Source organism: Acinetobacter sp. ANC 3903 (genome assembly GCF_002135315.1).
Taxonomy (GTDB): domain Bacteria; phylum Pseudomonadota; class Gammaproteobacteria; order Pseudomonadales; family Moraxellaceae; genus Acinetobacter.
In genome coordinates this window covers 1-24653 of record NZ_NEGA01000026.1, presented here as the reverse complement: position 1 = coordinate 24653, position 24653 = coordinate 1, and the positions used below count along the sequence as shown (strand labels likewise).

Sequence of the window (24653 nt, the reverse complement as noted above, 5' to 3'; positions counted from 1 at the left end):
AATAAGACCCGAACAAGTCCATAAACAGTTGTGCTGGCGACAATAGCAAGAGTGAACCACCTGATCCCTTCCCGAACTCAGAAGTGAAACCTCTTAGCGCTGATGGTAGTGTGGGATTACCCATGTGAGAGTAAGTCATCGCCAGCTCATTATTCTAAACACCCCCTGATCAAATCAGGGGGTGTTTTTTTGTGCACATCAGAAAGATAAAACTAGAAAAATATCACCAAAGTAATAAAAAAGCCCCTACTGATTAGGGGGAGTGTGAAGCAACTTCCTTATTATTTACTTTAATTGTCTTCTAGCATGCTTTAGTGCCGTTCTTAAACCTTCTTCTAAAGTTGGGTGGTAGAAAGGTTTCTCGATAATTTCATCTACAGTTAAATTTTCTGAAATCATCCATGCCAATATATGAGCCATATGTTCTGCAGCTTCTACAAAAAATTCTGCCCCTAAAAGCTTACGTGAAGATTGATCGACATACACTTCAATAGCACCACTATTTTTAGCTAGCACTAAAGCACGACCCTGCTTTTCATATGAAACCATGCCGGTGACAAATTCAATTTTTGCATCGCTCAGTTGTTTGAAACTTTGTCCTACGGTTGCCATTTCTGGTGCACTAAACACGATAGCTAAAGGTGTGAGAGTTTTTAAGTTTTTGATTGCAGGATAGTTTAAACAGTTGTGTACAGCCTGACGACCTTCATGTGCTGCTTCATGTTGAATAGGGGTGTTGGTATGGGCATCACCTGCAATGAAAATAGGATAATCTCCTAGCTGTTTGGTTTTACTGTTAACTGGAAGTTTTTTAAGATCGGTATATGCGTGATCGATATTATTTAATAGCAATGTATCTAAATAACTTTTACGACCTGTTGCAACCAAGAGATATTCCACATTAAGTTGTTGAGTTTGATTATTTTCCTCAAATTTAATAATAACTCCCTGAGTAGCACGCTGTACTGTAGTCGGTAATGTTTCGAATTTAATATTCAAATTTTTACTAATTTCATCTTGGGCTAAGTTTTGCAGAGCTGGGCTGCTTAATGCTCCAACTTTACGACTGCGTGCAAAAACGGTTATTTTTACACCTAATCTTTGCATGGCTTGTGCTAATTCAATAGCGATCACTCCACTACCGATGACTGCCAAAGACTGGGGTAATTTTTCTAATTCAAAAATTTGATCGGATGTGATGAGTCGATCACCGAGTTGTTCTTTCCACTGGGAATCGACGCTTGGGGTAGAGCCTACAGCTACGATAAAACTTTTAGACTGATATTCCTGACCGTTTACTATTATCGTATTTTGATTAACGAATTGAGTTTGTCCCGATATTTTATGTTCAGTTGCCCAGCTATTTACATCTTTGAGTATCGCATTTGTAAAATGATCTCTAAGCATTCGTACATGTTGCATTACTTGAGATGTATTAATTTCAGCTTTAACATTCAGCCCGACCAAGTTGGCATTTTGGATATCATGCATACGATTTGCAGCGGAGATAAGAACTTTACTAGGCATGCAACCGACACGGGCGCAGGTGGTATCCCACGAACCATCATTAACAATAAGAATATTTTGAGTGTATTTAATGGCTTCTTGATAAGCAGTGATTCCGGCAGTGCCAGCACCGATAATAATAATGTCGTACATAAGGTTAAATTCTAAAAATAGCTTAAATTAAATATATAAAAAAACCCTCTAAAAAGAGGGTTTTATTGCAATTATTTACATTTAAAATGTTACACCAGTTGGGAGACTTAAACTGGTATTCACTGTACCATTATTATTTATTGATGTGCCTTTAAACGTAATCCCATTAATTACATGTTTAAAATTTAAAGTTCCACTTAATTGCTGCTTAAATTTAAAAATATTATTGCCACTTAATGAAACATTGCCCGTAAAGGTCTGATTATTTTGATCAGGTGATTCATTTTCTACACGAGTGCCATCAATAGTTGTAATACTTGGTAAAAATAGTTCCTGTTCACCAGATGCTTTGATTCTAAAGCTTGCTGATGCAGATGTCCCTGGTACGGAGTTTAGAATAAATGAAATTGGCTCCGCAAATGGAATGTTCGGGTTGTCATTAATCAGTACATTAAATCCCGAACCAGCTTGAATGTTATAAAGACTACCATCTCTAGATGTAAGGTCTTGATAAATGCTGATAGCACCTGTTGTAATTTCACGTTCTACATCATTCCCAGTTTCTGGATCTTTTACAGTAGCTGTAGTGGTAATTTTATAGTCACTGGTGGCACTATTAATAAGTACAAAACGTTTTTGCAGAGTTTGTTGAATACCCCAAGATTGTTGGAATGGATAAGCAAAGGCACCCGTTATCGTTACATCATTAAAATTTTTATCACCATTTTCATTTTCAAATACATAAATTCGTGTATTTGATTGATATGCTTCTAAATTAGGGGTTATTTGGTCATTTTGAAGTTTAATATTTTTTAAATCTTCAGCAGTAATATCAAAATCCCATTCAGAATAACCAGAAAGAATTTTTTTAATGTCTTCCCCAACAAATACATAGCAGGCTCGATAATCTGTTTTGCTTAAAGGGAAACATTTATCACGATAGTTTGTTGCTTTAAAGGTAGTTAAATCAATTTTACGAATATCTAAGTTAAGTTGAATAGGGCCTTGCGCAAAAGTGTCTAATGCATGGTCTATATAACCTTTTGCAGTAGTAGCATCATTGGGGTCATAATTACCAAATAAAAATTGTCCTTCACGTTTTAAGATATCGAGCTGCGCTTGAGTTGCTTCTATATCTGTTGAGGGAGTACCGCCTGAATTATTTTCTACAGTGTTAGAGTTGTTCGAATAATAACCCTCACTTCCGCCACCACCACAAGCAACTAATAGGCCTGACAAAGCTATTGTTAAAGTTGTTTTAATGAATTTCATTTTTACCCCGAAAATAATTATATGAAAAAACTAAATTTATAATTTTTAGAGATTATCACATATAAAAAATGGCGCAAAGAGCACCATTGATTTTTACGAGTCGAGTTATAGAGAAGTTCCTACACTCACCCCAACTGTAGGTCGAACATTCATTGAGCTGCATCCGACAATGACACATGAAATAAGAAGTAAAAGAATCATTTTATTCATTGAGCAATCCTAATTTTTAAAATAATGGAGGAAGATCGTTAGTGTCACTTCAGTATATTATTAAAAAGGTTATGAGATCTCATTATAATATTTTATAAATTCAATCATATCTGTGTTAGAAACTTTAATTACATGCAATTATTAAGTAAATCATGCTGAGCTCTAACAAAATAAGAGGGATTTTCTTGTTCCTGATCTAGAATTTTTTCTATTATTATTTGACCGCTAACACTTACATAAAATATTAAAAAATATGCTAAATAAATATTTTATATAAAAAATTTCGTGTTAGAGGTCAAAATGAAATTAAAAAAGCACGATTAACAACGTGCTTAATCATCCAATAAATCCATTTGTTTTGCCAGTTGGAATAGATTATTTGAGCGGTTTCCGGTACGGCAGAACATCAATACAGGTTTTGGAAGTTCATTGTAGTGATTAGCAAAAGTACGTACATCGACTTCAGTAATTTGACCCGCTACCACGGGTTGGAAAACGTAATCTAAGCCTGCATTGCGTGCAGCTTCTTCAATTTGTGCACTTGTTGGTTGTTCTGGACCACCTTCCATATCTGGGCGATTGTTGATAATCGATTTAAAACCTTTTTCAACAACTTGTGCTACGTGCTCCGGAGAAATTTGACCTGCAAAGCCAACATTTTCACTCATTTTGTCACTCCATAATTTGCTCAATAGATATATGCTTTATGATAGCATTAAGCTGAAACTTGAGCTTGATCTGTTGAAATTTTTATAAGCGATTACAATCATAAAATAACGCAATGGAGCGCGTATGCATTCCTATACAGTTGAACCACTGTATGTAAATAGTGGGCAAGAGGTTATTGCTGCGGATTTTTACCGTCCCAAAACTGAACATAAACCTGCTGTCGTTATTATGGCACATGGTTTGGCTGCTTTACGTCAATTTAAACTGGTGCAATATGCCAAGCGTTTTGCCCAAGCAGGTTATGCCGTAGTACTGTTTGATTATCGTTATTGGGGCGGGAGCACCGGTCGTCCACGTGAACTGGTATCGATTCAATCACAATTAGAAGATTGGCGAACCATGATTGCACATGTATTAGAGCGGAAATCGATTGACCCGCGACGCATTGTGCTTTGGGGAACCTCCTTAAGCGGAGGCTATGCTTTAAATCTGGCGGCAGAATTGAAAAATGTCCAGGCTGTTATGGTGCAAGTGCCGTTTGTTGATGGTACAGAAAGCGCCAAGCTTTATCCTTTACAACAACTCCCGAAAGCATTAAAAATATCAAGTCAGGACTATATGGGCGCGAAAGTGGGAATGTCCCCAAAAACATTACCTGTTGTGGACAGAAAAGGCTTATGCTTTATGCCTACAGCAGACAGTTATGAGGGATATTTATCTATAGTCAACCCGGATTATTTCTGGAGTGGAGAGATTCCAGCACGTGTTTTTTTCAATCTGATCCGTTATCGTCCTATTCAGGATGTCCGTAAAATTAGTGTGCCTGTTTTATTTATTGCTTCCAAACTAGATAGTCTGATTCCGATTGAATCGAGCCGTGAGACAGCGACCAATATTGCACCTTATGTACAATACCATGAATGGGATATGCAGCATTTTGATATCTATCATGGTCAGTGGTTTGAAAAAGCCATATCAACCCAATTAGAATTTTTACATCAACATATTGGAGTGAGCTAAATGATTATTGTATGTCCTGCGTGTGGTGCTAGAAATCGAGTACCTGAAGATAAACTAGAAGCCAATCCAAACTGTGGTCAGTGTCACCAAGTGCTTCTTCCCCTTGCTCCCATTGAGTTGAATGAGCACAATTTTAGTAACTTTGTCACCCACAGTGAATTACCTGTACTCATCGATTTATGGGCAGAATGGTGCGGTCCCTGCAAGATGATGGCTCCCCATTTTGAACAGGTCGCCAAACAGAACCCTAAAGTGATTTTTGCAAAAATCAATACCGAGGAATCACCTCAGCTCAGTGGTGCTTTTGGTGTGCGCAGTATTCCCACTTTAGTTTTGATGAATAAAACCAATGAAATTGGTAGAATAAGTGGTGCGCTACGATCTACAGAGCTACAACAGTGGCTAGATCAACATTTAAATGCCAATACTGGGAGTTAACGTGTCAGATACTCATGTAAAACCGGAAGGAACGCTTTCCCTTCAAACAATTGCGATGCCAGCAGATACCAACTGGAGTGGTGATGTCTTTGGTGGATGGATTGTTTCACAAATGGATTTGGCAGGTGCAATTCACGCAGAACGTTTTAGTAAAGGACGCTGTGCAACCATTTCGATTAATCAGATGACTTTTCTGGTTCCAGTCAAAGTCGGTGATGTGATTAGTTGTTATACCAAGATTTTAAAAGTGGGTAATACTTCTATTCAAATGCAGATTGAGGTTTGGGATAGCCATGATGATTCACGTGAACCTATTCGCGTAACCGAAGGCGTATTTACCTTTGTTGCAGTAGATGTAAAAGGTGCGAAGCGTCAAATTCCGGATGAGGTCAAACAAAAATATCTGGCATCACAACCCGTAAAATAATTCGAAATAAAAAGCCCAATCATGATTGGGCTTTTTATCATCTTAATGGTCTGGTATTTAGAAATACATTGATATGGTTGTAAATTTTTAAGATTAAATTAGTTCTTTAAATGTGACTTGGATACCCAAGCCCAAAGCATTTCACACTGAATCGGTTGTTCACCTGATTCATCTGTCACATGGACTGTTACCAGCGTTTCGCCTTTTTCAGTACTTTGCATCAGTTTTTGCTGCTCATCCGTTAATGTGGCAGTTGCAACCATGGCACCTTTGGTTGGACGTTTAAAATCAACTTTGAAACTTTTGATCAGAACCATACAGGAGTCAGGAACATTCATTCCAGTGACAAAACCGGTAGCGGTTTCAGCAATTAGTGCCATGGCACAGGCATGCACCTGACCAATATGATTTTGCATGGCACGATGGTTTTCAATCTTGACCACCACTTTGGCGTGGCTTACTTCGAAATAGCGAATCTGCGCACTACCGACCATCGGCACGACCCGACCAAATACTTTACTCCACAGTCTACTGCGGATGCCCTGAGGTAATTTAGAGGTTACTTTTACCAGTTTAGATAAGCGGTTGGTCGGTGTCATGAAGTTTCTCGGCTGTTATTGCATTACAGCATTAGTCTTTAAAGTTGTTAAACTGCAAAGGCACACCAAATTGCTGTTCTTTTAAAAATGCCATCACTTGTTGCAAAGTATCGCGCTTTTTATCAGTTACACGAATTTTGTCGCCTTGAATTGAAGATTGCACTTTAATGCCGCTTTCTTTAATGGCTTTATTAATTTTTTTTGCAGTATCAGAGTCAAGGCCATCTTTAAGTTTGACCACCTGAATCACATTTTTGCCAGAAGCGGTCATTTTCTGTGGATCAAGCGCCTGAATATCGACTTTACGTTTAAAGAAGTGATTTTCCAGCATGCTATAGACTTGTTCACATTGGAAATCGCTTTCAGTACTGATTTTGATTTCTTTGTTTTTTTCATTGAGTTCAATAGAAACATCTTGTCCGCGGAAGTCAAAACGGGTTGCAATTTCTTTTTGCGTGTTTTGAACAGCATGATTTACTTCAAAAATTTCTAATTCAGATACAATATCGAAAGAAGGCATGGTTTAGACCTTTACAAAGGGAAAGAATATCTGAGATGCTAGGGATGTTTTCTTCATTTGCCAAGTGTTGTTTACATCAAAGGAGTGCACAATGATCCGTAAACAAGAAATTACAACATTTGAGTTCCCAGAAAATGCAGTTATCTGGGATGTTCGTGATACAAAAGCCTTTGCTGAAGGTCATGTTAAAGGTGCTGTAAATCAGCCCATTGATGGCTTGAGCGCAAACAGCTTAACTCAGGTGGAGTCGGATCAGCCTATTTACATTTTATGTGGTGGTGGTAGTAAAGCTCCACGTGCAGCTGAGAAGTTAGAGGGTCTGGATAGCTCACGTGAATATGTCATTCTGATGGGCGGTACTCGCGCTGCTCGTGATGCAGGAATGCCACTAGAACAAGGTGCATAATCATCTTGTGAAAAAAGCGCCGAAAGGCGCTTTTTTATTGGCAAATAGAAAGTTTCCTCTTCTTAATCTTCTCCCAGTAGGAGAGATAATTTCTATCTTTTTAAAGACCAAGAAAGAATTAAAGATTAGGCTTAAAATAAGGCTTCTTCGCTTTCACTTTCTTTTCAAAGCGTCTGGCACTGAGTTTTTTCAGTAAAGTCGATGAAATTGGGCAAGCTTCGCCCAACACCTGAGCGGCCAAAACTTCACTGCACAGTGGCGCAAATAAAAATCCTTTCGAACCCAGACCCGTCAATGTATAGATCTGCTGATCATCTTTCACCTGACCTACGACAGGAAAGTAATCCTGAGTTTGTGCACGTACTGAAGCACGACCTTGCCAGCTGTCCACGGGTGCTAAAGTTTTGCCATATTCAGGAAAGACACTGTGGATAAGTTCTTGGTTATGCACATGATCTTCTAGTAGCACTTCATCATCATCACGGTTGGGATAAAAAGACGCCCCTAAAATAAGATGATTTGCATCTAGCTGCATGCAATAGCCACCATAGCTATAGGCCTGCGTATGATCTAAGGGCTGTGCAGAATTGTTGACCCAACTGACCTGACCCCGAATCGGCTTTAGTACAGGGAAATGCTCAAAGAAATTTTGGCTTTGTCGTGCAGCACAGACGATCGCATGATCAAACTCACCCAATAGTTGCTGTGTAGCATCGAATAGATTCACCAACTTCGCTTGTTTGATCTCGGTGACTTCTGCCTGCTGATATTGGATTAAAGGATGTTTAAGAATTTGCTCAGCGAATTGATGCGGCGAAACAGCACCGGCCTGCAATAAATTGAGACTGGGCAATTCAGTCTTTAGACTACAGTTTATGGCGGATTCTGCCTGAAGAATACCTTCCGGATATTGTTGTGCAAGACCAAGCAATTCATCAGCATTTTTCAGCGCCAATTGGCTCACCTGAATCGGGCGGAAAGCTTTAAAGGTTGCATAATGATTTAAGGCATGCTGCCAGGCCAGAGTCATGAGATGATCGGCACTTTGTTCAATCGAACACAGTTTGGGATTCAGCAATGCCAGTGGATTGCCAGAGCCGCCGGAAAGAGGCGCTGTCTGGTCATAAATGGTGACGTAATGGCCACGTTGTGCAAATGCCCAGGCACAGCTTAAACCTGCGATTCCTGCACCAATAATCGCAATCTGACGCTGTTTAAAAATCGTCGCGGTTAGTTTGGTTTTTTTTTGAGTTAAAGCTGAATTTGCTGAAGTATTCAGATCATCTTCGGGCGCATTCCAGATGGCTTTGAGCATTTCACGCTTATGCTTGAAACCGCGCGGACGTGCAATGGAAATACCGTGATTTTTCAGGCCGCGTTTCAGTACGCCGGCCACGCTGAATGAAGCGAATGTGGTTCCGACTTCAGATAAACGCACAATATTGTTGAGAACGTTTTCTTCCCATATATCCGGGTTGCAAGATGGGGCAAAGCCATCTAAAAACCATGCGTTGACTGCTGCCGTTTTTTCCATGACTGGAAAGACATCATGTGCATCTCCCAGCCATAGATCCAGACTAAAACGTTCTTCAGAAAAACTGAGGCGATGACAACCTGCAATAGGCATGGGGTATTGTGCAATCAACTGTTCAGCCAAGGGCTTGAGTTCCGGCCATGCATTGAGGGCACGTATCAGGTCATCTTTGCTTAGGGGGAATTTTTCCACAGAAATGGCATGTAGATGGCTATGATTGTCTGGGCGAACCTGTTGCCAAAGCTGCCATAAGGCCAGAATATTTAACCCGGTACCAAAACCGGTTTCACCGACACAGAAATATTCGAAGTCGTTCAGCTTTGCCAGACGGGTAGATAAATCATTGCCATTTAGAAACACATGCCGTGTTTCAAGCAAGCCATTATCTTTAGAGAAATAAACGTCTCCAAAATGTTTGGAAACGGGAACATCAATTCCATCAACCTGTTGCCAATCCAGATCGGCAGTTTGAATGCGGCTAGACAAAACCTAAATTACCTTTAAATCAATCATTAAAAATTAAATGAAGCAGTAAATACAGCCATTACCACTGACGACGACGTTTGGTGTACACATAACTTGCTATCAGGAAGCCCAGCAATACACCTACCGCAATCGTCGCTGCACCGTATAAAAACATTTGTGCGCTACGTTCGCTTTGCAACACTTGGACTTGAACACCCAAACTGTCATTTTTCAATTGCAGTTCCTGGTTCTGTGACAAGGCATCTAAATTGGCTTTTTCCAGTTGCTGTAAACGCGTGGCCTGATCTTTAACCAGCGCTTTTACTTTGGCATCTTGCACTGCTTTATTTTTTGCAAGTTGCTCTGCGGTTAGGGGTTTGGTCTCCAAAGGTAAACCATTGACATCCAGATTGGCAGCAGGAACAGTACCCGGTTTATTTGCAGCTAAAGTTTGTGGCTTTTGAGTCTGTGCAGATGGTGTTGCAGTCGTTGCTTGAGCAGCAGGGGCTACAGCAGGTGTCGGAGCAGTAGCGGGTTCTACCGCCCAAGCTGTTGAACAGATTAAAGAGAAACCCAATAAGCTTGAAACTACAACACGCATGATTTTATCCTTGAGGGAAAGCTTTATTAAAAGGTTTCACATCAATATGACCATATACGCCTTCTTTTAAGAAAGGCTCATCTTGTAGCCATGCATCCAGTGCTTCTCGAGTCTCAAAGTTAACAATAATCGTGCTGCCATAAAAACCTGCTTGTGGATTGCCTGGATCTTTAGGCATCGCACCTGCCACAATTAAACGACCCTCATCATTTAATTTTTGCAGACGTTCCAAATGTTGTGGACGTGTAGCTAGACGTTTTTCGACTGTACCTTCGTTATCAGTACAAGTTACCACGAATAAAGGCATATTCTTTCTCGATCAGTTGACCTGAATTAGGCTTCAGGCGACTTAAAATGTTTGCGCAAGACAATAAACTGAATAATGATAAAGGAAAACATCACAATCATGTCACCAAATGCGGTAAATTCGCCCCAATATTTTCCATGGGCAAATATAAATGCGAAGAAAACATGCAAGAACGACATGAATGCAAACATTCCAGCCCATGCGAAGTTTAAATTTTTCCAGCCTTTAGCCGTTAAATTGAAAATGGGGCCAAATAAACGCTGAATCAGCGGATTTTTATCTTTGGTAAAATAAGGCGAAAGCAGGAAAGCACCGGCAAAGACCAGATTCAACAGTGCGGCTTTTAAACGGATATAAAAATCATCACTCAGCATTAAGGTGATACCACCAAAAATGACCGTCATAAACAGCACAATCCATTGCTGTTTTTCTAAACGGAATTTCTGGCTGATAAATAGAATGCCATACACCACCAGCATTGAGAGGATCAGACCCGCGGTAGCCACCAAAATGTTGTTATTATCAATACCTCCCGCGGAACCGATCAAATGTAATAGCGGATGCTCGGTATCCTTTGGATCAACAGTTTTATATAAATAAAAGAAAATAATGAGTGGCACAAAGTCTAAAAGTGCTTTCATGTTAGAGTATCTAAATCTGATCAAATAAATGACATAGTATAAGTTATGCAAGGCGTAGATTTACATACACATAGTAATATTTCTGATGGAACTTTGTCTCCAGAACAACTTGTGCATGCAGCCATAGAAAAAGGCATTCATACCCTTGCGCTGACGGACCACGATAGCATGGATGGCTTAAAATTAGCTGAAAAAGTTGCATTAGATTTACCGCTAAAGATTATTTCCGGTGTGGAAATTTCCAGCCAATGGTCACGTCCGGCAACCAAGAAAAACTATGCTGTACATGTGGTTGCGCTGAATATGCAAAATCCGCAACCTTTGCTGGCCTTACTGGAACAACAAAAACAGATTCGGGCGATTCGCGCCAGACAGATCTGCGATTTGCTGATTCCGTTGATTGGTGAAGATATTTATGCCGATGTGATTGCCAAAGTGGAGGGTGTTGCAGACCGGATTACCCGAACGCATATTGCCAAAACTTTGGTAGAAAAAGGTTATGTGAGCCGTCCACAACAGGCCTTCGATAAATATATTAAAGAAGGCAAAAAAGCCTATGTGAAATTTGATGGCTTGGGTTTAGAAGAAACCATTCAGGTGATTCATGAGAGTCAAGGTTTCGCCGTGCTGGCTCATCCTACCCGTTATGATCTATCCGCCACCAATATTCGTTATTTGATTGAAATTTTTGCCGAGTTTGGTGGTGATGCCATAGAGCTTCCACCCGCGATTGAGCCGGCTTCAACCCGTCAAATGGTCGACCGTATGATTGAACAGTTCGGCCTAAAGGTATCTGTGGGCAGTGATTTTCATGGGGACAATATGCCGTGGATCAAGCTGGGCAATATTCCGCGCGTTAAAGAAGGACAGGTAGGGATTTGGGAGGGTTTTGTTTAGTTATTTCCCTCATACCAGAGGGAGAAGGAGTTCCCTCGCCTTGTAGGAGATGAGAATCCTCAAAATATATTTTGAGTTCGCAAGAGAGAGGTAATAAATTAAAGCAAATTATTATCTTGTGCCTGAATAGGTGGTGGGGTCGGCTTACCTAAGGTGCTCAATAATTCAATCTCGATGGTGCGTACCATTGCATCGAGTGGCAAGTCATTGCTTTGGGTGCCAAAGGGTTCTTCAATTTCAGAACTTAAAGCGTCCAGACCTAAAAAAGTATAAGCCAAAATCCCCACCATTAAAGGTGTGGCCAAGCCCAAGGTCGCCCCTAAGCTGAAAGGCAACATGAAACAGAAGAAATACACGGTACGGTTCAGCAGCACCGAGTAGGCAAAAGGCAAAGGCGTGGTGGCAATACGGTCACAACCGGTTTGAACCAGACTTAATTCAGTCACATGCTGGTTCATTTGGGTATAAATAATATCGGAAATTTCACCCTCTTTAAGGGCCTGCATGAGCTCCCATTGAATCAAGCTCAAGGTGTATTGTGGTGCATTGGCCTGTTGGTAAAGCTGGGTTAAAGCCTGTGGACTCATGCCACTGGTTTCCACCAAAGCCAGCGGATTGGCTGTTTGATGACGTAAACGATCACGCAATACATTGGCAAACACAATGACATGCTGGATGATCCGTTCACGGCGTCCTTGACTGAACATGCGGCAGTCACGGTCAAAATGCCGGGCATTGGCAATCAGCATGCCCCAGAGTTTACGTGCTTCCCACCAGCGGTCATAACAGGCGGTATTTTTAAAACCGAGAAAAATGGACAGCACCACCCCAATTAAGGTGAAGCCCACCAAGGGAAGTTCCGGAAAATGAAAATAACCAATATAAGACAGTCCACCAATCACTGCGGAGATCAGCATAACCACACCTAAAGGCGGCAAAACCTTGGGCAGAATGGTTCCACGCCAGGAAAAGAGCAGCTTGAATATGCTAGGTTGATCACGAACAATCATGTTATTAGTATCAGCAAAATTTTTGTTGATCTTCAATGTTAGCCGGGCTGTTGTCAATATTTGTTACAATTATTTATGCAGTTTAAATCAGCCCCAGTTCAGCCAATGAGCAAGTTCCTTCCGGCGATACAATACAATGATCTATCAGCTTGATTTCCAATAATTGACAGGCCGTTAAAATACGCTGGGTAAGTTCAATATCGGCATTGGACGGCTGTGGCATACCCAAAGGATGATTATGCGCAATCACGATGCTACAGGCATGTTGATTGATGGCATGACGAAGTAATTGATTTGTAGAAATTTCACACGAATTAAGTGAGCCATAGAACATTTTTTTAAAGCTTATTTTTCTTAAATGCGGATCTAGGCAAAGTACGGCAAAAACTTCCTGCTTTTCACCCAGCAATTCAAATTTCAAAAAATCCAGCAAGGTTTTTGAATTATTCAGTTCAATTTTCTCCTGCTGTAAATGTGCTGAAATATAGCGCCGTCCCAATTCCTTAACCGCAATCAGTTGGGCATATTTGCTGGCACCGATGCCATGGAACTGGCTTAAATCCTGAAGATCGGCATCAAAAATAGGATTAAGCCCGCCAAAATGCTGCAATAACATGCGTGAAAGTTCTACGGCAGAATATTGCCTAGAGCCGGAGCGTAAAAAGATGGCCAGCAGTTCTGCATCTGACAGGCTAGCTGCGCCTTGTTGAATCAGCCTTTCGCGTGGACGTTCCTGTTCAGGCCAGTGTTTGATCGATAAATTCATTGTTTTTAGACTTTTTTATTATTAGTGAGGGGGATTCCCCCGAGTCGCTGACTTGGGTATGACTTTATTTAATGCTATTGTGAGCGCCACTGCAACAGAAAGGTAGCCTGTTCGTGAGCTTCGATTTGAGTGTGATTCCAAATAAAAACATTGTTTTAGCGGTAACTGGTGGTATTGCGGCATATAAAAGTGCCATTTTGGTCCGTCGTTTAAAAGATGCGGGCTTTAATATCAGGGTAGTCATGACCCACGGTGCGCAAGCATTTGTCACTCCGCTGACCTTTCAGGCCCTGTCGGGAAATCCGGTGCATACTGAATTGCTTAATCCGGAAGCTGAAGCAGGTATGGGGCATATTGAATTGGCTCGCTGGGCCGATTTATTGCTGGTTGCGCCAGCAAGTTGTGACACTCTGGCGAAATTTGCTAACGGTTTGGCCGATGATCTGTTAAGTACCCTATATCTGGCGACCAAGTCGCCGGTTTGGGTAGCACCTGCGATGAATCAGCAAATGTGGGCAGCCAAAGCGACGCAGCGCAATTTGAATACCTTGGTGGAAGATGGCGTGCATGTGATTATGCCGGATGCTGGTTCACAGGCCTGTGGCGATATTGGTTTAGGACGTATGCCTGCACCGGAAGATTTAGCACGACAAGTGACTGAATATTTCCACAAGGCACAGCGTGCGATTGCTGAAAAATTTGGCATGCTGGCGGGTAAACATGTGGTGATTACCGCAGGTCCCACCCGTGAAGCGATTGATCCGGTTCGTTATATTTCAAACCACAGTACCGGAAAGATGGGTTTTGCCTTAGCCGCTGCCTGCTATGCAGCCGGTGCCAAAGTAACCCTGATTGCAGGCCCGGTAAGTTTAGACACGCCGAATGGTGTGCGCCGTATCAATGTGTCATCTGCGGTAAAAATGCTGGAAACCAGTATGCAGATGCTGGATGAAGGTTGCGATATCTTTATTGCAACGGCTGCGGTGGCAGATTATCGCGTAGCAGAAGTGGCCGAGCATAAAATCAAGAAAGCCGGTGATGAGCTGAATGTGGCTTTAATTAAAAACCCGGATATTGTCGCGACCATTGCCCAGCAACAAAAGCGTCCCTTTATGGTTGGATTTGCTGCAGAAACCCGCAATGTTGAAGAATATGCAGCAGGAAAACTGGTGGCGAAAAAACTGGATATGATTGCCTGCAATGATGTATCACGGCCAGACATCGGTTTTGCTTCTGATGAAAATGCCATGATTGTGTTCTTTGCCGAGCAGTATCAAATGCAGAAGCGCGATCTGGAAAAAGCCTCAAAACAGGAAATTGCCCAGCAGCTGGTGGAAGCGATTCATGATGCCTTGCAACATGAAATAGAGCCGGTTTAAAAAAAGCTGAAGTTATTCATTAAAATGCAACGAATCCGTTGCATTTTTTATAGGATTTACACTATGTTTAATGCTTAAAACACAAATGTTCAGAACAATTTAAACCGCAATAATAACCACAGTTTTTAAATGGATCTTTCACAGGACATCATCACCATGATCAAAAAAACTTTATCCGCAGTAATATTTTCCATTGCTTTATCGTCCAGCAGCCTGAGTTTTGCACACGGTGCTCTTGAACATAATATGCAAACCCTCGCTAAAAACTTTAAAGCTTTTAATAAGGCCAAAAATCAGCAAGATGCACTGCAAGCGCTGGATAATATGAAAACTGCAGCCTTAGACTCTAAAAAAGTGGACTTAAAAACCAATGATGCGAAAGCACCAAGCTCAGATGCTTTGTTTGATCAATTAGTGGCAGAGATTGATAAAACCAGAACATTGGTGCAGGCTGGTAAATTGGATCAAGCTAAACTGGAAGGCAAAAAAATTGCTGCGGTGAAAGATCAGGGCCATGCGATTTATAATCGTCAATGATTTTATCCATATTCACCATTCAAGCTGATCAATACTGAAAATCTGGAATAAGCCAGTTATTGCTTCTTTTTCAGGGCTTGTTATATAAAACTGTGCAAGACTGGCTTCTGCTAGCGATATAAAAAAGCTAAAAATCAAGATTCAAAAAAATGCCAGCCTATTTTTGAATAGACTGGCATTGTTGCTCATAAGGACGTTGGCAATCAATTTGAAGCCAGATCACCCTGATTTTCTTTCAAATATTCTTCAGTACGCTGCATCGCTTCCTGAATATTGATTAATGCCGTTTCCACATCTTTTAAAGTTTTGGCATTGCCACCACTTAAGGCCTGGCGCCATTTACGCGCACCCGGCAAGTTCTGGAACAACCCTAAAATATGACGGGTAATAATGGAAAGTGGGGCACCTTCTTCCATCCGTTTGGCAATATAGGGCATCATTTGCGCCATAATATCAAAGCGGTCAGGCGCTGCTAAATTCCACAGTTGCCCAAGTTCTGCCAACAGATACGGGTTGTGATAAGCCTCGCGGCCAATCATCACGCCATCGACATGTTTTAAGTGCTCTTGCGTTTCAGCCAAGGTCTTTACTCCACCGTTAATTTCAATCAGCAGGTTCGGGCGTTCCTGTTTTAAACGGTAGACATCTTCATAACGCAAAGGCGGAACATCGCGGTTTTCTTTAGGCGATAAACCCTGTAACAAGGCAATACGCGCATGCACGATAAAATTGTCACAACCGGTTTTAGCTACGGTATCGACAAAATGCAGCATTTCTTCATAAGACTGCATGTCATCAATACCAATCCGGTGTTTGACCGTCACAGGAATATCGACCGCATTGCGCATTTCAGCAATACATTCAGCAACCAGGTCGGGTTCTGCCATTAAGCATGCGCCAATTTTGTTATTTTGCACCCGGTCACTTGGGCAGCCCACATTCAGGTTGACTTCATCATAGCCCCAGTCTTGTGCCATTTTGCTACAGGTGGCCAAGTCTTTAGCATTGGAACCCCCAAGCTGTAACACAATCGGGTGTTCTTCGTGGTTATAGTCCAAATGGCGTTCTGCACCGCCAAAGAGAATGGCACCGGTAGTGACCATTTCGGTATATAGAATGACATTTGGGTTAAACAGGCGGGCAAAAAAACGATAGTCACGAGTGGTCCAATCCATCATCGGCGCGACCGAAATGCGAGGCTGTAAAGATTGGAGAGCAGTCATGGCGTAAACCTGAAATGATGAAAAACCGGAGCGCGGATTATACGTGCTTTCTGCTCAAAGCAACAACACAGGATCGGAAACTAAAAAATAAGTGAGGTTTTAGTAGATTGATTATTCAGTAAAAAATGACTGTGTAACCAATTCTTTATATTGTAAATATTATAAAAATGAGTATGTTTAATTAGAAGAATAATAAAGTATGAGAATTTAAAATGATGCTTTTGGAAGAAATCTTTAAAAGTAAAAAGGCCGAGCATTCAGATTATTTTAATTTAAGAATTCATCGTGGCTTAAGCTGGCTGAAAAAATCGCTAGAATTAGATAGCGACCTTGATCTTAAATTCATGAGTCTGTGGATTTCATTCAATGCCATTTATGCGCAGGATGCCGCGCTGAATCAAGATAAACAGGCCTTGCGACAGTTCTTGTATTTAATCTGCCAGAAAGATCAGGAACATAAAATCTATCATATTCTTTGGGATAAATTTAGCCATCCCATCCGCCTGCTTTTAGAAAATCCCTATGTGTATCAGGGCTTCTGGGATTATCAAAATCAAAAAATCAGCCAGCACAGCTGGAAAGAAGATTTTGAACAGGAAAAGAAGAAAGTCCATAAAGCCTTACAGGAAAAAGCTTCGGTAGATATTTTATTTGTGGTTTTTAATCGTCTTTATACCTTGCGTAATCAGATGGTTCATGGCGGTGTCACCTATAATAGCTCGGTCAATCGCCGGCAATTGCAGGATGCCTGTAATATTTTGGCGGCATTGTTACCTATGTTCATGCTTATACTTCTGGAAAATGCCAAAACGCTGGATTTGGGCAAACCGTTTTATCCTGTGGTGCAAGTATCCTAAGACTAATGATTTGCAATAAGCCTCAAGATAAAAGGCTGTTTCAAGAGCAGCTTTTTATGAAAGAGCAGCTTTGCGAGCGTGATAGCGCATATCCAGAAATGCAAAAAAGGCCGCGCAGAACACCAGGCTCAATCCTGCCATACAGGTCATGTTCCATCCTCCATGATGCCATGAATAAACGCCAAGTGCCGAACCACAAGCTCCACCAATAAAATAAGCGGTCATGTAGATGGAATTAATTCGGGATTTTGCTTCTGGATGCAAGCGGAAAATAATACTTTGATTGCTGGTATGCACCACGGTCAAACCCAGGCTGATAATGCCGTAACCCACAACATAGCCCCATAAAGCCTGTCCGCCAATATAGAAAAATAGCCAGCTGATCATCAGCAGTGACAGGCCGATCCATGTCAGTGCCAAGGTATGGCCGCGATCGGCAATCTTGCCAATTTTAGTGGTCGATAATGCCCCAAACACGCCAATTAAAGTCACTACACCGACCAGTACATCGGATAAATGAAACGGCTCGGAACTGAGTAAAACGGCAATGGTGGAAAACAGGATACTCATGGCTGCAAAAATAAAAGTGCCAATCAAGGAGCGTAATCCTAAGCGCGGTTCCTGTTTTAGTAAAACTGCCATAGATTTAAAAATTTTGGCATAACTCATGTTTAAGGTCGGAATATGGGGAAGCCTGCTTTTAAGCAGGAAAGCCAAGAGCAGCATTAACAGGGCACTGACCACATAAATGAGTTTCCAGTGAAATAAATTCGAGAGCAAGCCAGCCAGACTGGTAGAGAGCAGCAGACCGACTAACAGCCCGCTCATTAGAAATCCAACCACTTCACCGGTTTTTTCCGGTTTGACTGCCATGGTGGCCAAGGGAATCAGGACCTGTGCAGCAACAGAAAACAAGCCTGCAATAATGGTTCCCAACCAAAGCATTGGCAGGTTAACGGCAAAAGCACAGAGCAATAAACCCAGTGCAGCCAGAAACATCAACAGGGGAATGAATTTGGTTTTATTGACAATGTCACCGACCGGCACAATGAACAGCAGTCCAAGGGCATAAGATACCTGGGCAAAAGTAACGGTTAAGGCCACTTGCGATTCAGCTACATGAAAATCTTGCTGAATGGAATGGATTAAAGGCTGGCAGTAATAGTTGGCTCCCGCACATAGACCACAGGCCATGGCCATCAGCCAAAGCAAAGATTTATCTTGGCTGATGTCGAAAGAAGTCTTCATAACAGTCCTTGTTTTATTTCAGGCAGGCAAAGCTTGTATTCATTTCTAGATGCATCGGGCGAAGTATAGCAGGAGCATTGAGTTGAAGGCGTGGAGATCGTTAAAAGGTTATCAATGCACTGAGTTTGATGGCCTTTGATTCAATGGCTTGCCTAATTTTGAGGGCAAGTTTGAATTAGAATCAGAAAAAATTAGACTTCTTTCGTAAGTCATTAGTAAAGCCAAAATGAAAACTAGATTTTAGTAGGTGTTGGGTTCAAGAGTGTGGCATGGATGCCACACGTTTCCCATCCCTTGCGCTGCATTTTAAAGCAGTGCTTAAAACTGGCTCAGGATGTTGTGTAGGGGAAATAAAAGATTTTTCTTGCGGACTCAAAATATATTTTGAGATCCTCATTTTGACCTCTTAAAAGTAGAGAGATTGCCTACGCGAAGATATAAAAATTCAAACCATCAAATGAGGCAGTGCAGACTTTAAAAAAACAAATATTGAATATTTTTTGATTTATAACAGCTATTTATTAATGCGAAAATTTCTTTTTCGACAGGGTAATCATCATCACCCCAATAATATTGAGCACGCAGCCCAGCCATTGAATGGCATTTAAATGCTCACCTAGAAAAAGGGTAGCCAAGATAATAGTCAGAATCGGGCCAATCGAAGCAATCATGGCAGACTGTGCAGCACCCAGCCGGGCAATACTCTGTGCCATCAGTACCGTCGGTAAAACCGTTACCAGAAGGCCTAAGGCAATGCCGTACCAAATTACACTGACGGGGAGTTGGGTTAGTAACAGCAAAGGCTGCGGCGTGGCAATCATGTAATGGGTTAAGGTGCCTATACAGGCAATACTCAGTGCCAAACCGGTAAAATTCCATGAACCAAAACGTTGAATCAGTCTTGGGGTAAGCAATAAGTACCCGGCAAAACATACCGCACTGGCAAAGACCAGACTGACCCCAAGCCAGAAATGGCCTTCATGCGCGACGTTGCTTTGTTCCTGCAACATTACAATGACCGTACCGCCGTAACTTAAGGCGATGGCCAGCATGCTTTTCAGGCTAAGTTTCTGCTTATAAATGACACTGGAAGCTAAAACCGTCAGGGTAGGATAGAGAAATAAAATAATCCGTTCCAGTGATGCACTGATATACATCAGACCAACAAAATCCAGCCAGCTTGAAAAGTAGTAACCAATCAGCCCTGCAACAATCAATAGCCCCCAGTCTTTCGCTGCCAGCTCTTTATTATGATGACGGTTGAACCAGCACAGCAGCAAAAAAAACGGTAAGGCGCTGGCCATGCGCAAAGCCATCAGTACCGTGCCATCGACCAAGGGTGACAATGCATAAGTTTGCTTAATAAAAATGGCTTTGGTACTAAACAGGAACGCAGCACCAATCGCAAATAATGAACCTAATTGTATTTGGTTTAGAGTCGGTTTCATTTTACCTGCTTGATTAGGGCTTCTGATCTGAAGAAGATCGGGACAAAGTTGAATTATAAAGTTTTTAAGCCCCGAGGTTAAATGCAAAAAGATGCGAATTATAATTCCAATTTGGAATGATTGATGCTTAGAGCTATTTTCTAGAGGTTACGGACAGCTGGCTTGGCTTCTCTGGAAAGTGAGTTTTTTTGTATAAATTTTATTCAAACGCGTTTATTTAGACACCTTATCTCGCTATGCCTATTCTTTTAAAATTAGTAAAAACAAGAAGATGAGTATAAAAAATAAATTTTTGCACTAAATTTGTGCAAAACATGTTGAATTGAAACAAATCCAGCGTAAAACATCATCTAGCGAAATGGCTGTAAAATTTTTTTTAATTTATTTTTTTAATTGCCTTAGACTTAGGGCGAATAAGCATTAAATAACAAAAAAACATAAAAATAAGGAAAATCAGCATTTTTTCTAATATGCCGATCCAGACTTGATTTAGGCAAAACAAGATAGGCAATCGCTTATTTTTTAAGGGAACAAGCCCATTCAAGATGTCATCCTGGCTAATAGAGGGGGAGAAAATTATTTAAATTTAATCAGTCGATAAGTAAATCAAGCAACTTTCTGGGTACTTATTTAAATTCTGATTGAAGGAAGAATGTCAGAAAGATCAATTTTGTGGGACAAGCCGGCTGGAAATGATGAACGGAAAGGTCAAGACAAAGATTAATGACTTTTTCAGGCTGGCATTTAAAGTCATGAAGATGAGCTAAAATGAAAGTAAAACCGACGAATCCTATATGAAACTATTATTTTTATGAATCATCAGTTCAAAATATGGGTATTTATTAAATAAATATTGGGTGGTAATTTAAAAAAGTTCAATTAGAATCCAAAAATTCAACAAAAATGCATCTAGGGGGAAACATTGCTCACCGCAATGTTTACTTAAGAAAAATTAGCTTGAGGAACGCTCATGCAGATCGGAATCCCAACTGAAACTGTTGTCGGTGAAAGTCGTGTGGCTGCAACGCCAGAAACAGTAAAGAAGTTGATCAGTGCTGGTCATACAGTGGTCATTGAACGTAGAGCGGGTGTAAAAGCCGCTTATATTGACAGTGCATATGAACAGGTCGGCGCCAAAATTACGGATGATGCCTATACCGGCAGTCAGATTATTTTGAAAGTTCGTGCGCCTAAAGGGGACGAAATTCAAAAGCTTGCTCCAAATACCGCAGTTATTGCGATGTTTGACCCATATCGCAACACTGAACTTGATCAGTTTGCATCACAGCAGGTTTCTGCATTTGCATTAGAGCTTTTGCCTCGTACGCTTTCCCGTGCGCAAAACATGGACGTGTTGTCTTCTCAAGCCAACTTGGCCGGTTATAAATCGGTACTTTTGGCTGCGGCAGAATACCAGCGCATGTTCCCAATGTTGATGACTGCAGCCGGTACGGTTAAACCGGCCCGTGTGGTGATTATGGGTGTCGGTGTTGCAGGTTTACAGGCAATTGCAACTGCTAAGCGCTTGGGTGCTGTAGTTGAAGCAACCGATTTACGTCCAACTGCACGTGACCAGGTAGAATCGCTTGGCGGTAAATGGTTAGACGTGCCGATGTCTGACGAAGAAAAACAGAAAGCTGCTGATGCTGCTAAAAACGGTTATGGATGGATGCCAGGTGAGCAATACATCAAAGACCAGGCAGCGATTGTCGATAAAGCCGTTTCTAATGCTGACATCGTGATCACCACTGCACTTTTACCAGGCCGTGATGCACCGCGTTTAATTCGTGCTGAAACGGTTGCCAAAATGAAACCAGGTTCAATCATTTTGGATATGGCAGTTGAATCTGGCGGTAACGTGGAAGGCTCAAAATGTGGCGAAAATGTCGTGACTGATAATGGCGTGACCATTTTAGGTATTCCGAATATCCCGGCAACCGTTGCGACTGAAGCTTCGGCATTGTATGCGCGTAACGTCTTTAATTTCCTCGAGACACTGTTTGATGCAGAGAAAAACTTTGCCATCAATCTGGAAGAAGAAATTCAAAAAGCCCTTCTAGTAACTCATGGCGGTCAAGTACTGCTGAAGCGTGGTTAAGGAGAGAGGTCATGGTTGAAACGATTACAATTTTCGTCCTTGCCATCTTCGTAGGTTACTACGTGGTTTGGGGCGTTACCCCTGCATTACATACGCCATTGATGGCTGTAACCAATGCCTTGTCATCTATTATTGTGGTGGGTGCGATGTTACAGACTGTTGGCATTCCGGGTTTGGTTGAAGCCAATGTGCAATTCCAAAGCGTAAACGTGGTCAGTATTTTGGGTGCAGTAGCAGTATTTCTGGCAAGTATCAATATTTTTGGTGGCTTCGCCGTGACTGCACGTATGCTTGAAATGTTCAAGCCAAAGCAAAAGAAAAAAGAGGGCTAAGACATGGAATTCATTCGAGAATATGCGGATTGGTTCTACCTGGTTGGTGCCGTTCTATTTATCTTAACTTTGCGTGGTTTGTCTGGTCCTAAAACAGCAATTCAAGGTAACCGTTACGGTATGGTTGCAATGGCAATTGCCGTGATCACTACCTTCTTCGTTGCAGATCATCCTGTGGTCTGGATGATTGGCGGTGCGATGGTGCTGGGTGCAATTGTCGGTATTGCCCGTGCACGTACTGTTCCGATGACTCAAATGCCAGAAACTGTTGCATTAATGCATTCACTGGTGGGTTTGGCTGCGGTACTGATTGCCATTGCTGCGATTCTGCATAACAACCAGTTAACTGCGCTATTTGCACAAAATGAAGCGGCATTAACAGCAGCTGGCGTACAGCATGCACATATGAGCAGCGTTCATTTATTTGAATTGTTCGTAGGTTGTTTCGTGGGTGCAATCACATTTACAGCCTCTGTATTTGCTTACGGTAAACTGGCTGCGAAGAAATGGGCAAAAACCATTTCGGGTGCATGGGTAAAACCGGTACAGGCGATTATCTTCCTGGCAATGCTCGGTTGTGGTATCAACTTCTTCTTAACAGGCGACATGACTTCGTTCTGGGCAATGACAGCATTTGCACTTGCATTTGGCTGGGTATGGATTGCACCGGTCGGTGGCGGTGATATGCCAGTGGTGGTGTCACTGTTGAACTCATTCTCTGGCTGGGCAGCAGCAGGTATTGGTTTCACTTTAGAAAACAATATGTTGATTGTTGCGGGTTCATTGGTTGGTTCTTCAGGTGCGATTCTGTCTTACATCATGTGTAAAGCCATGAACCGTTCAATCATTAACGTATTGTTTGGTGGTGCCATGGGCGGTACTGCAGTTGCAGCATCAGACAATGGTGAAAAAGTTCAGCGTAACCATCGTTCTGGTTCGGCAGATGATGCAGGCTTCCTGATGTCTAATGCAGACAGCGTCGTGATTGTACCGGGTTATGGTATGGCGCAAGGCCGTGCACAAAATGCGGTAAAAGAATTGTGTGAAATCTTGAAAGAACAAGGCGTAAAAGTACGCTTTGCGATTCACCCGGTTGCAGGCCGTATGCCAGGTCACATGAACGTATTGCTTGCTGAAGCAGATGTGGCTTATGAAGACATTCTGGAAATGGACGAGATCAACTCCGACTTCCCGGCAACTGACGTGGTACTGGTGATTGGTGCAAACGACGTAGTGAACCCGGCAGCTAAAGATGATCCAACTTCACCAATTTATGGCATGCCAATTCTGGAAGCGCATAAGGCGCGTACCATCATGGTGATCAAGCGTTCTATGGCAACAGGTTATGCGGGTCTGGACAATGACTTGTTCTATAACGAAAAAACCATGATGATCTTCGGTGATGCCAAGAAAGTTGTAGAAGACATGACTAAAGCCATTAATGGCGGCGGTCACTAATACAATCCCCCCTAAATCCCCCTGAGCAAGATTTAAAGCACTGCTTTAAATTGAAGCGCAAGAAAGGAAGCCAGGGAGATTAAAAAAACCACCTTCGGGTGGTTTTTTGTTTTTTAGAATGTGTGATTTTTCATTTGCTAAACAGTAGGAGGATCATGAGACATATCGTCATAACAATGAAAGCTTCTATCTATTTGGTGCAATCGTATAGAAATAATTAGTAAAAATGCCTCATAAAATAGCCATTAACTATTTATTTTTAATATTTATTTTTAATATTTATTTTAAATGGGGTGACGGGGTAGCTATTGTGAAAATAAAAATTGGTTAAGCTGTAAGATCACAGCAATATTTAAAGATAAAAAATAGACTTCTTTCATAAATCATTTTAGAAACTAAAAATTGTTCGTAAAGCCAAAATTGAAAATAGATTTTTAGTAGGTATTGGATTCATGAGTGTGGCATGGATGCCACACGTTTCCCATCCCTTGCGCTGCATTTTAAAGCAGTGCTTAAAACTGGCTCAGGAAGTCGTGTATGGGAAACAAAAGGTTTTTCTTGCGGACTCAAAATATATTTTGAGATCCTCATTTTGACCTTTCAAAAGTAGAGAGATTGCCTACGAAAAGGTA

Annotated in this window: 27 protein-coding genes and 1 rRNA gene; 14 read left to right on the top strand and 14 right to left on the bottom strand. The window is 41.5% G+C overall.

Features of this window, described 5'->3' with window-relative positions:
* Nucleotides 1-32: 32 nt before the first annotated feature.
* A 5S ribosomal RNA gene (gene rrf / locus B9T29_RS15865) occupies nucleotides 33-147 on the top strand.
* A 138-nt stretch (nucleotides 148-285) separates the two neighbouring features.
* Here the strand turns inward: rrf and B9T29_RS15860 are convergent.
* From B9T29_RS15860 to B9T29_RS15850, 3 genes are all read right to left on the bottom strand, one after another.
* Nucleotides 286-1659, bottom strand: coding sequence for a dihydrolipoyl dehydrogenase (locus B9T29_RS15860; RefSeq protein ID WP_086176850.1), 1374 nt, complete (start codon nucleotides 1657-1659; stop codon nucleotides 286-288).
* 81 nt (nucleotides 1660-1740) lie between these two features.
* On the bottom strand, nucleotides 1741-2931 hold the full coding sequence (locus B9T29_RS15855; protein WP_086176849.1) for a hypothetical protein: 1191 nt from the start codon (nucleotides 2929-2931) through the stop codon (nucleotides 1741-1743).
* A gap of 542 nt (nucleotides 2932-3473) precedes the next feature.
* Nucleotides 3474-3809 (bottom strand): TIGR01244 family sulfur transferase, encoded by a 336-nt coding sequence (locus B9T29_RS15850; protein ID WP_086176848.1) that lies wholly within the window; start codon nucleotides 3807-3809, stop codon nucleotides 3474-3476.
* A 124-nt stretch (nucleotides 3810-3933) separates the two neighbouring features.
* Here B9T29_RS15850 and B9T29_RS15845 point away from each other — a divergent pair, with 124 nt between their 5' ends.
* From B9T29_RS15845 to B9T29_RS15835, 3 genes are read left to right on the top strand one after another with little or no spacing between them, the layout of a single operon-like run.
* Nucleotides 3934-4830 (top strand): alpha/beta hydrolase, encoded by an 897-nt coding sequence (locus B9T29_RS15845; RefSeq protein WP_086176847.1) that lies wholly within the window; start codon nucleotides 3934-3936, stop codon nucleotides 4828-4830.
* Entirely contained in the window at nucleotides 4831-5268 is a 438-nt protein-coding gene (trxC, locus tag B9T29_RS15840; protein ID WP_086176846.1) for a thioredoxin TrxC, read from the top strand.
* Between the two features lie 55 nt (nucleotides 5269-5323).
* Entirely contained in the window at nucleotides 5324-5695 is a 372-nt protein-coding gene (locus B9T29_RS15835) for an acyl-CoA thioesterase (protein ID WP_416202496.1), read from the top strand.
* Between the two features lie 98 nt (nucleotides 5696-5793).
* Here B9T29_RS15835 and B9T29_RS15830 read toward each other — a convergent pair whose 3' ends face one another.
* Nucleotides 5794-6294: a DUF4442 domain-containing protein gene (locus B9T29_RS15830; protein WP_086176844.1), complete on the bottom strand. Its 501-nt coding sequence runs from the start codon at nucleotides 6292-6294 to the stop codon at nucleotides 5794-5796.
* A 31-nt stretch (nucleotides 6295-6325) separates the two neighbouring features.
* A complete protein-coding gene (locus B9T29_RS15825) occupies nucleotides 6326-6814 on the bottom strand; it encodes a YajQ family cyclic di-GMP-binding protein (RefSeq protein ID WP_086176843.1) in 489 nt (162 codons plus the stop codon).
* A 91-nt stretch (nucleotides 6815-6905) separates the two neighbouring features.
* Between B9T29_RS15825 and B9T29_RS15820 the strand changes: the two genes are divergently transcribed.
* Nucleotides 6906-7220 (top strand): rhodanese-like domain-containing protein, encoded by a 315-nt coding sequence (locus B9T29_RS15820; RefSeq protein ID WP_086176842.1) that lies wholly within the window; start codon nucleotides 6906-6908, stop codon nucleotides 7218-7220.
* A 118-nt stretch (nucleotides 7221-7338) separates the two neighbouring features.
* Here B9T29_RS15820 and mnmC read toward each other — a convergent pair whose 3' ends face one another.
* From mnmC to B9T29_RS15800, 4 genes are read right to left on the bottom strand one after another with little or no spacing between them, the layout of a single operon-like run.
* On the bottom strand, nucleotides 7339-9240 hold the full coding sequence (gene mnmC, locus B9T29_RS15815) for an FAD-dependent 5-carboxymethylaminomethyl-2-thiouridine(34) oxidoreductase MnmC (RefSeq protein ID WP_086176841.1): 1902 nt from the start codon (nucleotides 9238-9240) through the stop codon (nucleotides 7339-7341).
* Between the two features lie 58 nt (nucleotides 9241-9298).
* Nucleotides 9299-9820: a hypothetical protein gene (locus tag B9T29_RS15810; RefSeq protein WP_086176840.1), complete on the bottom strand. Its 522-nt coding sequence runs from the start codon at nucleotides 9818-9820 to the stop codon at nucleotides 9299-9301.
* 4 nt (nucleotides 9821-9824) lie between these two features.
* Nucleotides 9825-10127, bottom strand: a complete 303-nt coding sequence (locus B9T29_RS15805) for a YciI family protein (RefSeq protein ID WP_086176839.1) — start codon at nucleotides 10125-10127, stop codon at nucleotides 9825-9827.
* A gap of 26 nt (nucleotides 10128-10153) precedes the next feature.
* The gene (locus tag B9T29_RS15800) at nucleotides 10154-10768 is read right to left on the bottom strand and encodes a septation protein IspZ (RefSeq protein WP_086176838.1); all 615 of its coding nucleotides are present in this window, start codon (nucleotides 10766-10768) and stop codon (nucleotides 10154-10156) included.
* A 45-nt stretch (nucleotides 10769-10813) separates the two neighbouring features.
* On the opposite strand from B9T29_RS15800, the gene B9T29_RS15795 reads away from it, so the two are divergent.
* Entirely contained in the window at nucleotides 10814-11665 is an 852-nt protein-coding gene (locus B9T29_RS15795) for a PHP domain-containing protein (protein ID WP_086176837.1), read from the top strand.
* Nucleotides 11666-11763: 98 nt separating this feature from the next.
* Here the strand turns inward: B9T29_RS15795 and B9T29_RS15790 are convergent, their stop codons facing one another.
* Complete coding sequence (locus B9T29_RS15790; protein ID WP_086176836.1) at nucleotides 11764-12675, bottom strand: bestrophin family protein; 912 nt, start codon at nucleotides 12673-12675, stop codon at nucleotides 11764-11766.
* Between the two features lie 82 nt (nucleotides 12676-12757).
* A complete protein-coding gene (radC, locus tag B9T29_RS15785) occupies nucleotides 12758-13441 on the bottom strand; it encodes a RadC family protein (protein ID WP_086176835.1) in 684 nt (227 codons plus the stop codon).
* A gap of 113 nt (nucleotides 13442-13554) precedes the next feature.
* Between radC and coaBC the strand changes: the two genes are divergently transcribed.
* Nucleotides 13555-14820 (top strand): bifunctional phosphopantothenoylcysteine decarboxylase/phosphopantothenate--cysteine ligase CoaBC, encoded by a 1266-nt coding sequence (coaBC, locus tag B9T29_RS15780; protein ID WP_086176834.1) that lies wholly within the window; start codon nucleotides 13555-13557, stop codon nucleotides 14818-14820.
* A 156-nt stretch (nucleotides 14821-14976) separates the two neighbouring features.
* On the top strand, nucleotides 14977-15357 hold the full coding sequence (locus B9T29_RS15775; RefSeq protein WP_086176833.1) for a cytochrome b562: 381 nt from the start codon (nucleotides 14977-14979) through the stop codon (nucleotides 15355-15357).
* A gap of 203 nt (nucleotides 15358-15560) precedes the next feature.
* Here the strand turns inward: B9T29_RS15775 and dusA are convergent, their stop codons facing one another.
* Nucleotides 15561-16580, bottom strand: a complete 1020-nt coding sequence (gene dusA, locus B9T29_RS15770) for a tRNA dihydrouridine(20/20a) synthase DusA (RefSeq protein ID WP_086176832.1) — start codon at nucleotides 16578-16580, stop codon at nucleotides 15561-15563.
* A gap of 212 nt (nucleotides 16581-16792) precedes the next feature.
* Here dusA and B9T29_RS15765 point away from each other — a divergent pair, with 212 nt between their 5' ends.
* Nucleotides 16793-17437, top strand: coding sequence for a HEPN domain-containing protein (locus B9T29_RS15765; RefSeq protein WP_086176831.1), 645 nt, complete (start codon nucleotides 16793-16795; stop codon nucleotides 17435-17437).
* A 54-nt stretch (nucleotides 17438-17491) separates the two neighbouring features.
* Here the strand turns inward: B9T29_RS15765 and B9T29_RS15760 are convergent, their stop codons facing one another.
* Nucleotides 17492-18685 (bottom strand): MFS transporter, encoded by a 1194-nt coding sequence (locus B9T29_RS15760; protein ID WP_086176830.1) that lies wholly within the window; start codon nucleotides 18683-18685, stop codon nucleotides 17492-17494.
* A 269-nt stretch (nucleotides 18686-18954) separates the two neighbouring features.
* Here B9T29_RS15760 and B9T29_RS16370 point away from each other — a divergent pair, with 269 nt between their 5' ends.
* Complete coding sequence (locus B9T29_RS16370; protein WP_171264075.1) at nucleotides 18955-19095, top strand: hypothetical protein; 141 nt, start codon at nucleotides 18955-18957, stop codon at nucleotides 19093-19095.
* 111 nt (nucleotides 19096-19206) lie between these two features.
* On the opposite strand, the gene B9T29_RS15755 is transcribed toward B9T29_RS16370, so the two are convergent.
* Nucleotides 19207-20133, bottom strand: a complete 927-nt coding sequence (locus B9T29_RS15755; RefSeq protein ID WP_086176829.1) for a DMT family transporter — start codon at nucleotides 20131-20133, stop codon at nucleotides 19207-19209.
* A 970-nt stretch (nucleotides 20134-21103) separates the two neighbouring features.
* Here B9T29_RS15755 and B9T29_RS15745 point away from each other — a divergent pair.
* The 4 genes from B9T29_RS15745 (at nucleotide 21104) to B9T29_RS16365 (ending at nucleotide 24631) form a co-directional block, all read left to right on the top strand.
* Nucleotides 21104-22231 carry a Re/Si-specific NAD(P)(+) transhydrogenase subunit alpha gene (locus B9T29_RS15745; RefSeq protein WP_086176828.1) on the top strand — a complete coding sequence of 376 codons (1128 nt, stop codon included), beginning with the start codon at nucleotides 21104-21106 and terminating at the stop codon, nucleotides 22229-22231.
* Nucleotides 22232-22242: 11 nt separating this feature from the next.
* Nucleotides 22243-22563, top strand: coding sequence for a proton-translocating transhydrogenase family protein (locus tag B9T29_RS15740; protein WP_086176827.1), 321 nt, complete (start codon nucleotides 22243-22245; stop codon nucleotides 22561-22563).
* Nucleotides 22564-22566: 3 nt separating this feature from the next.
* On the top strand, nucleotides 22567-24021 hold the full coding sequence (locus tag B9T29_RS15735) for an NAD(P)(+) transhydrogenase (Re/Si-specific) subunit beta (RefSeq protein WP_086176826.1): 1455 nt from the start codon (nucleotides 22567-22569) through the stop codon (nucleotides 24019-24021).
* Nucleotides 24022-24484: 463 nt separating this feature from the next.
* Nucleotides 24485-24631: a hypothetical protein gene (locus B9T29_RS16365; protein ID WP_171264064.1), complete on the top strand. Its 147-nt coding sequence runs from the start codon at nucleotides 24485-24487 to the stop codon at nucleotides 24629-24631.
* Nucleotides 24632-24653: the final 22 nt, after the last annotated feature.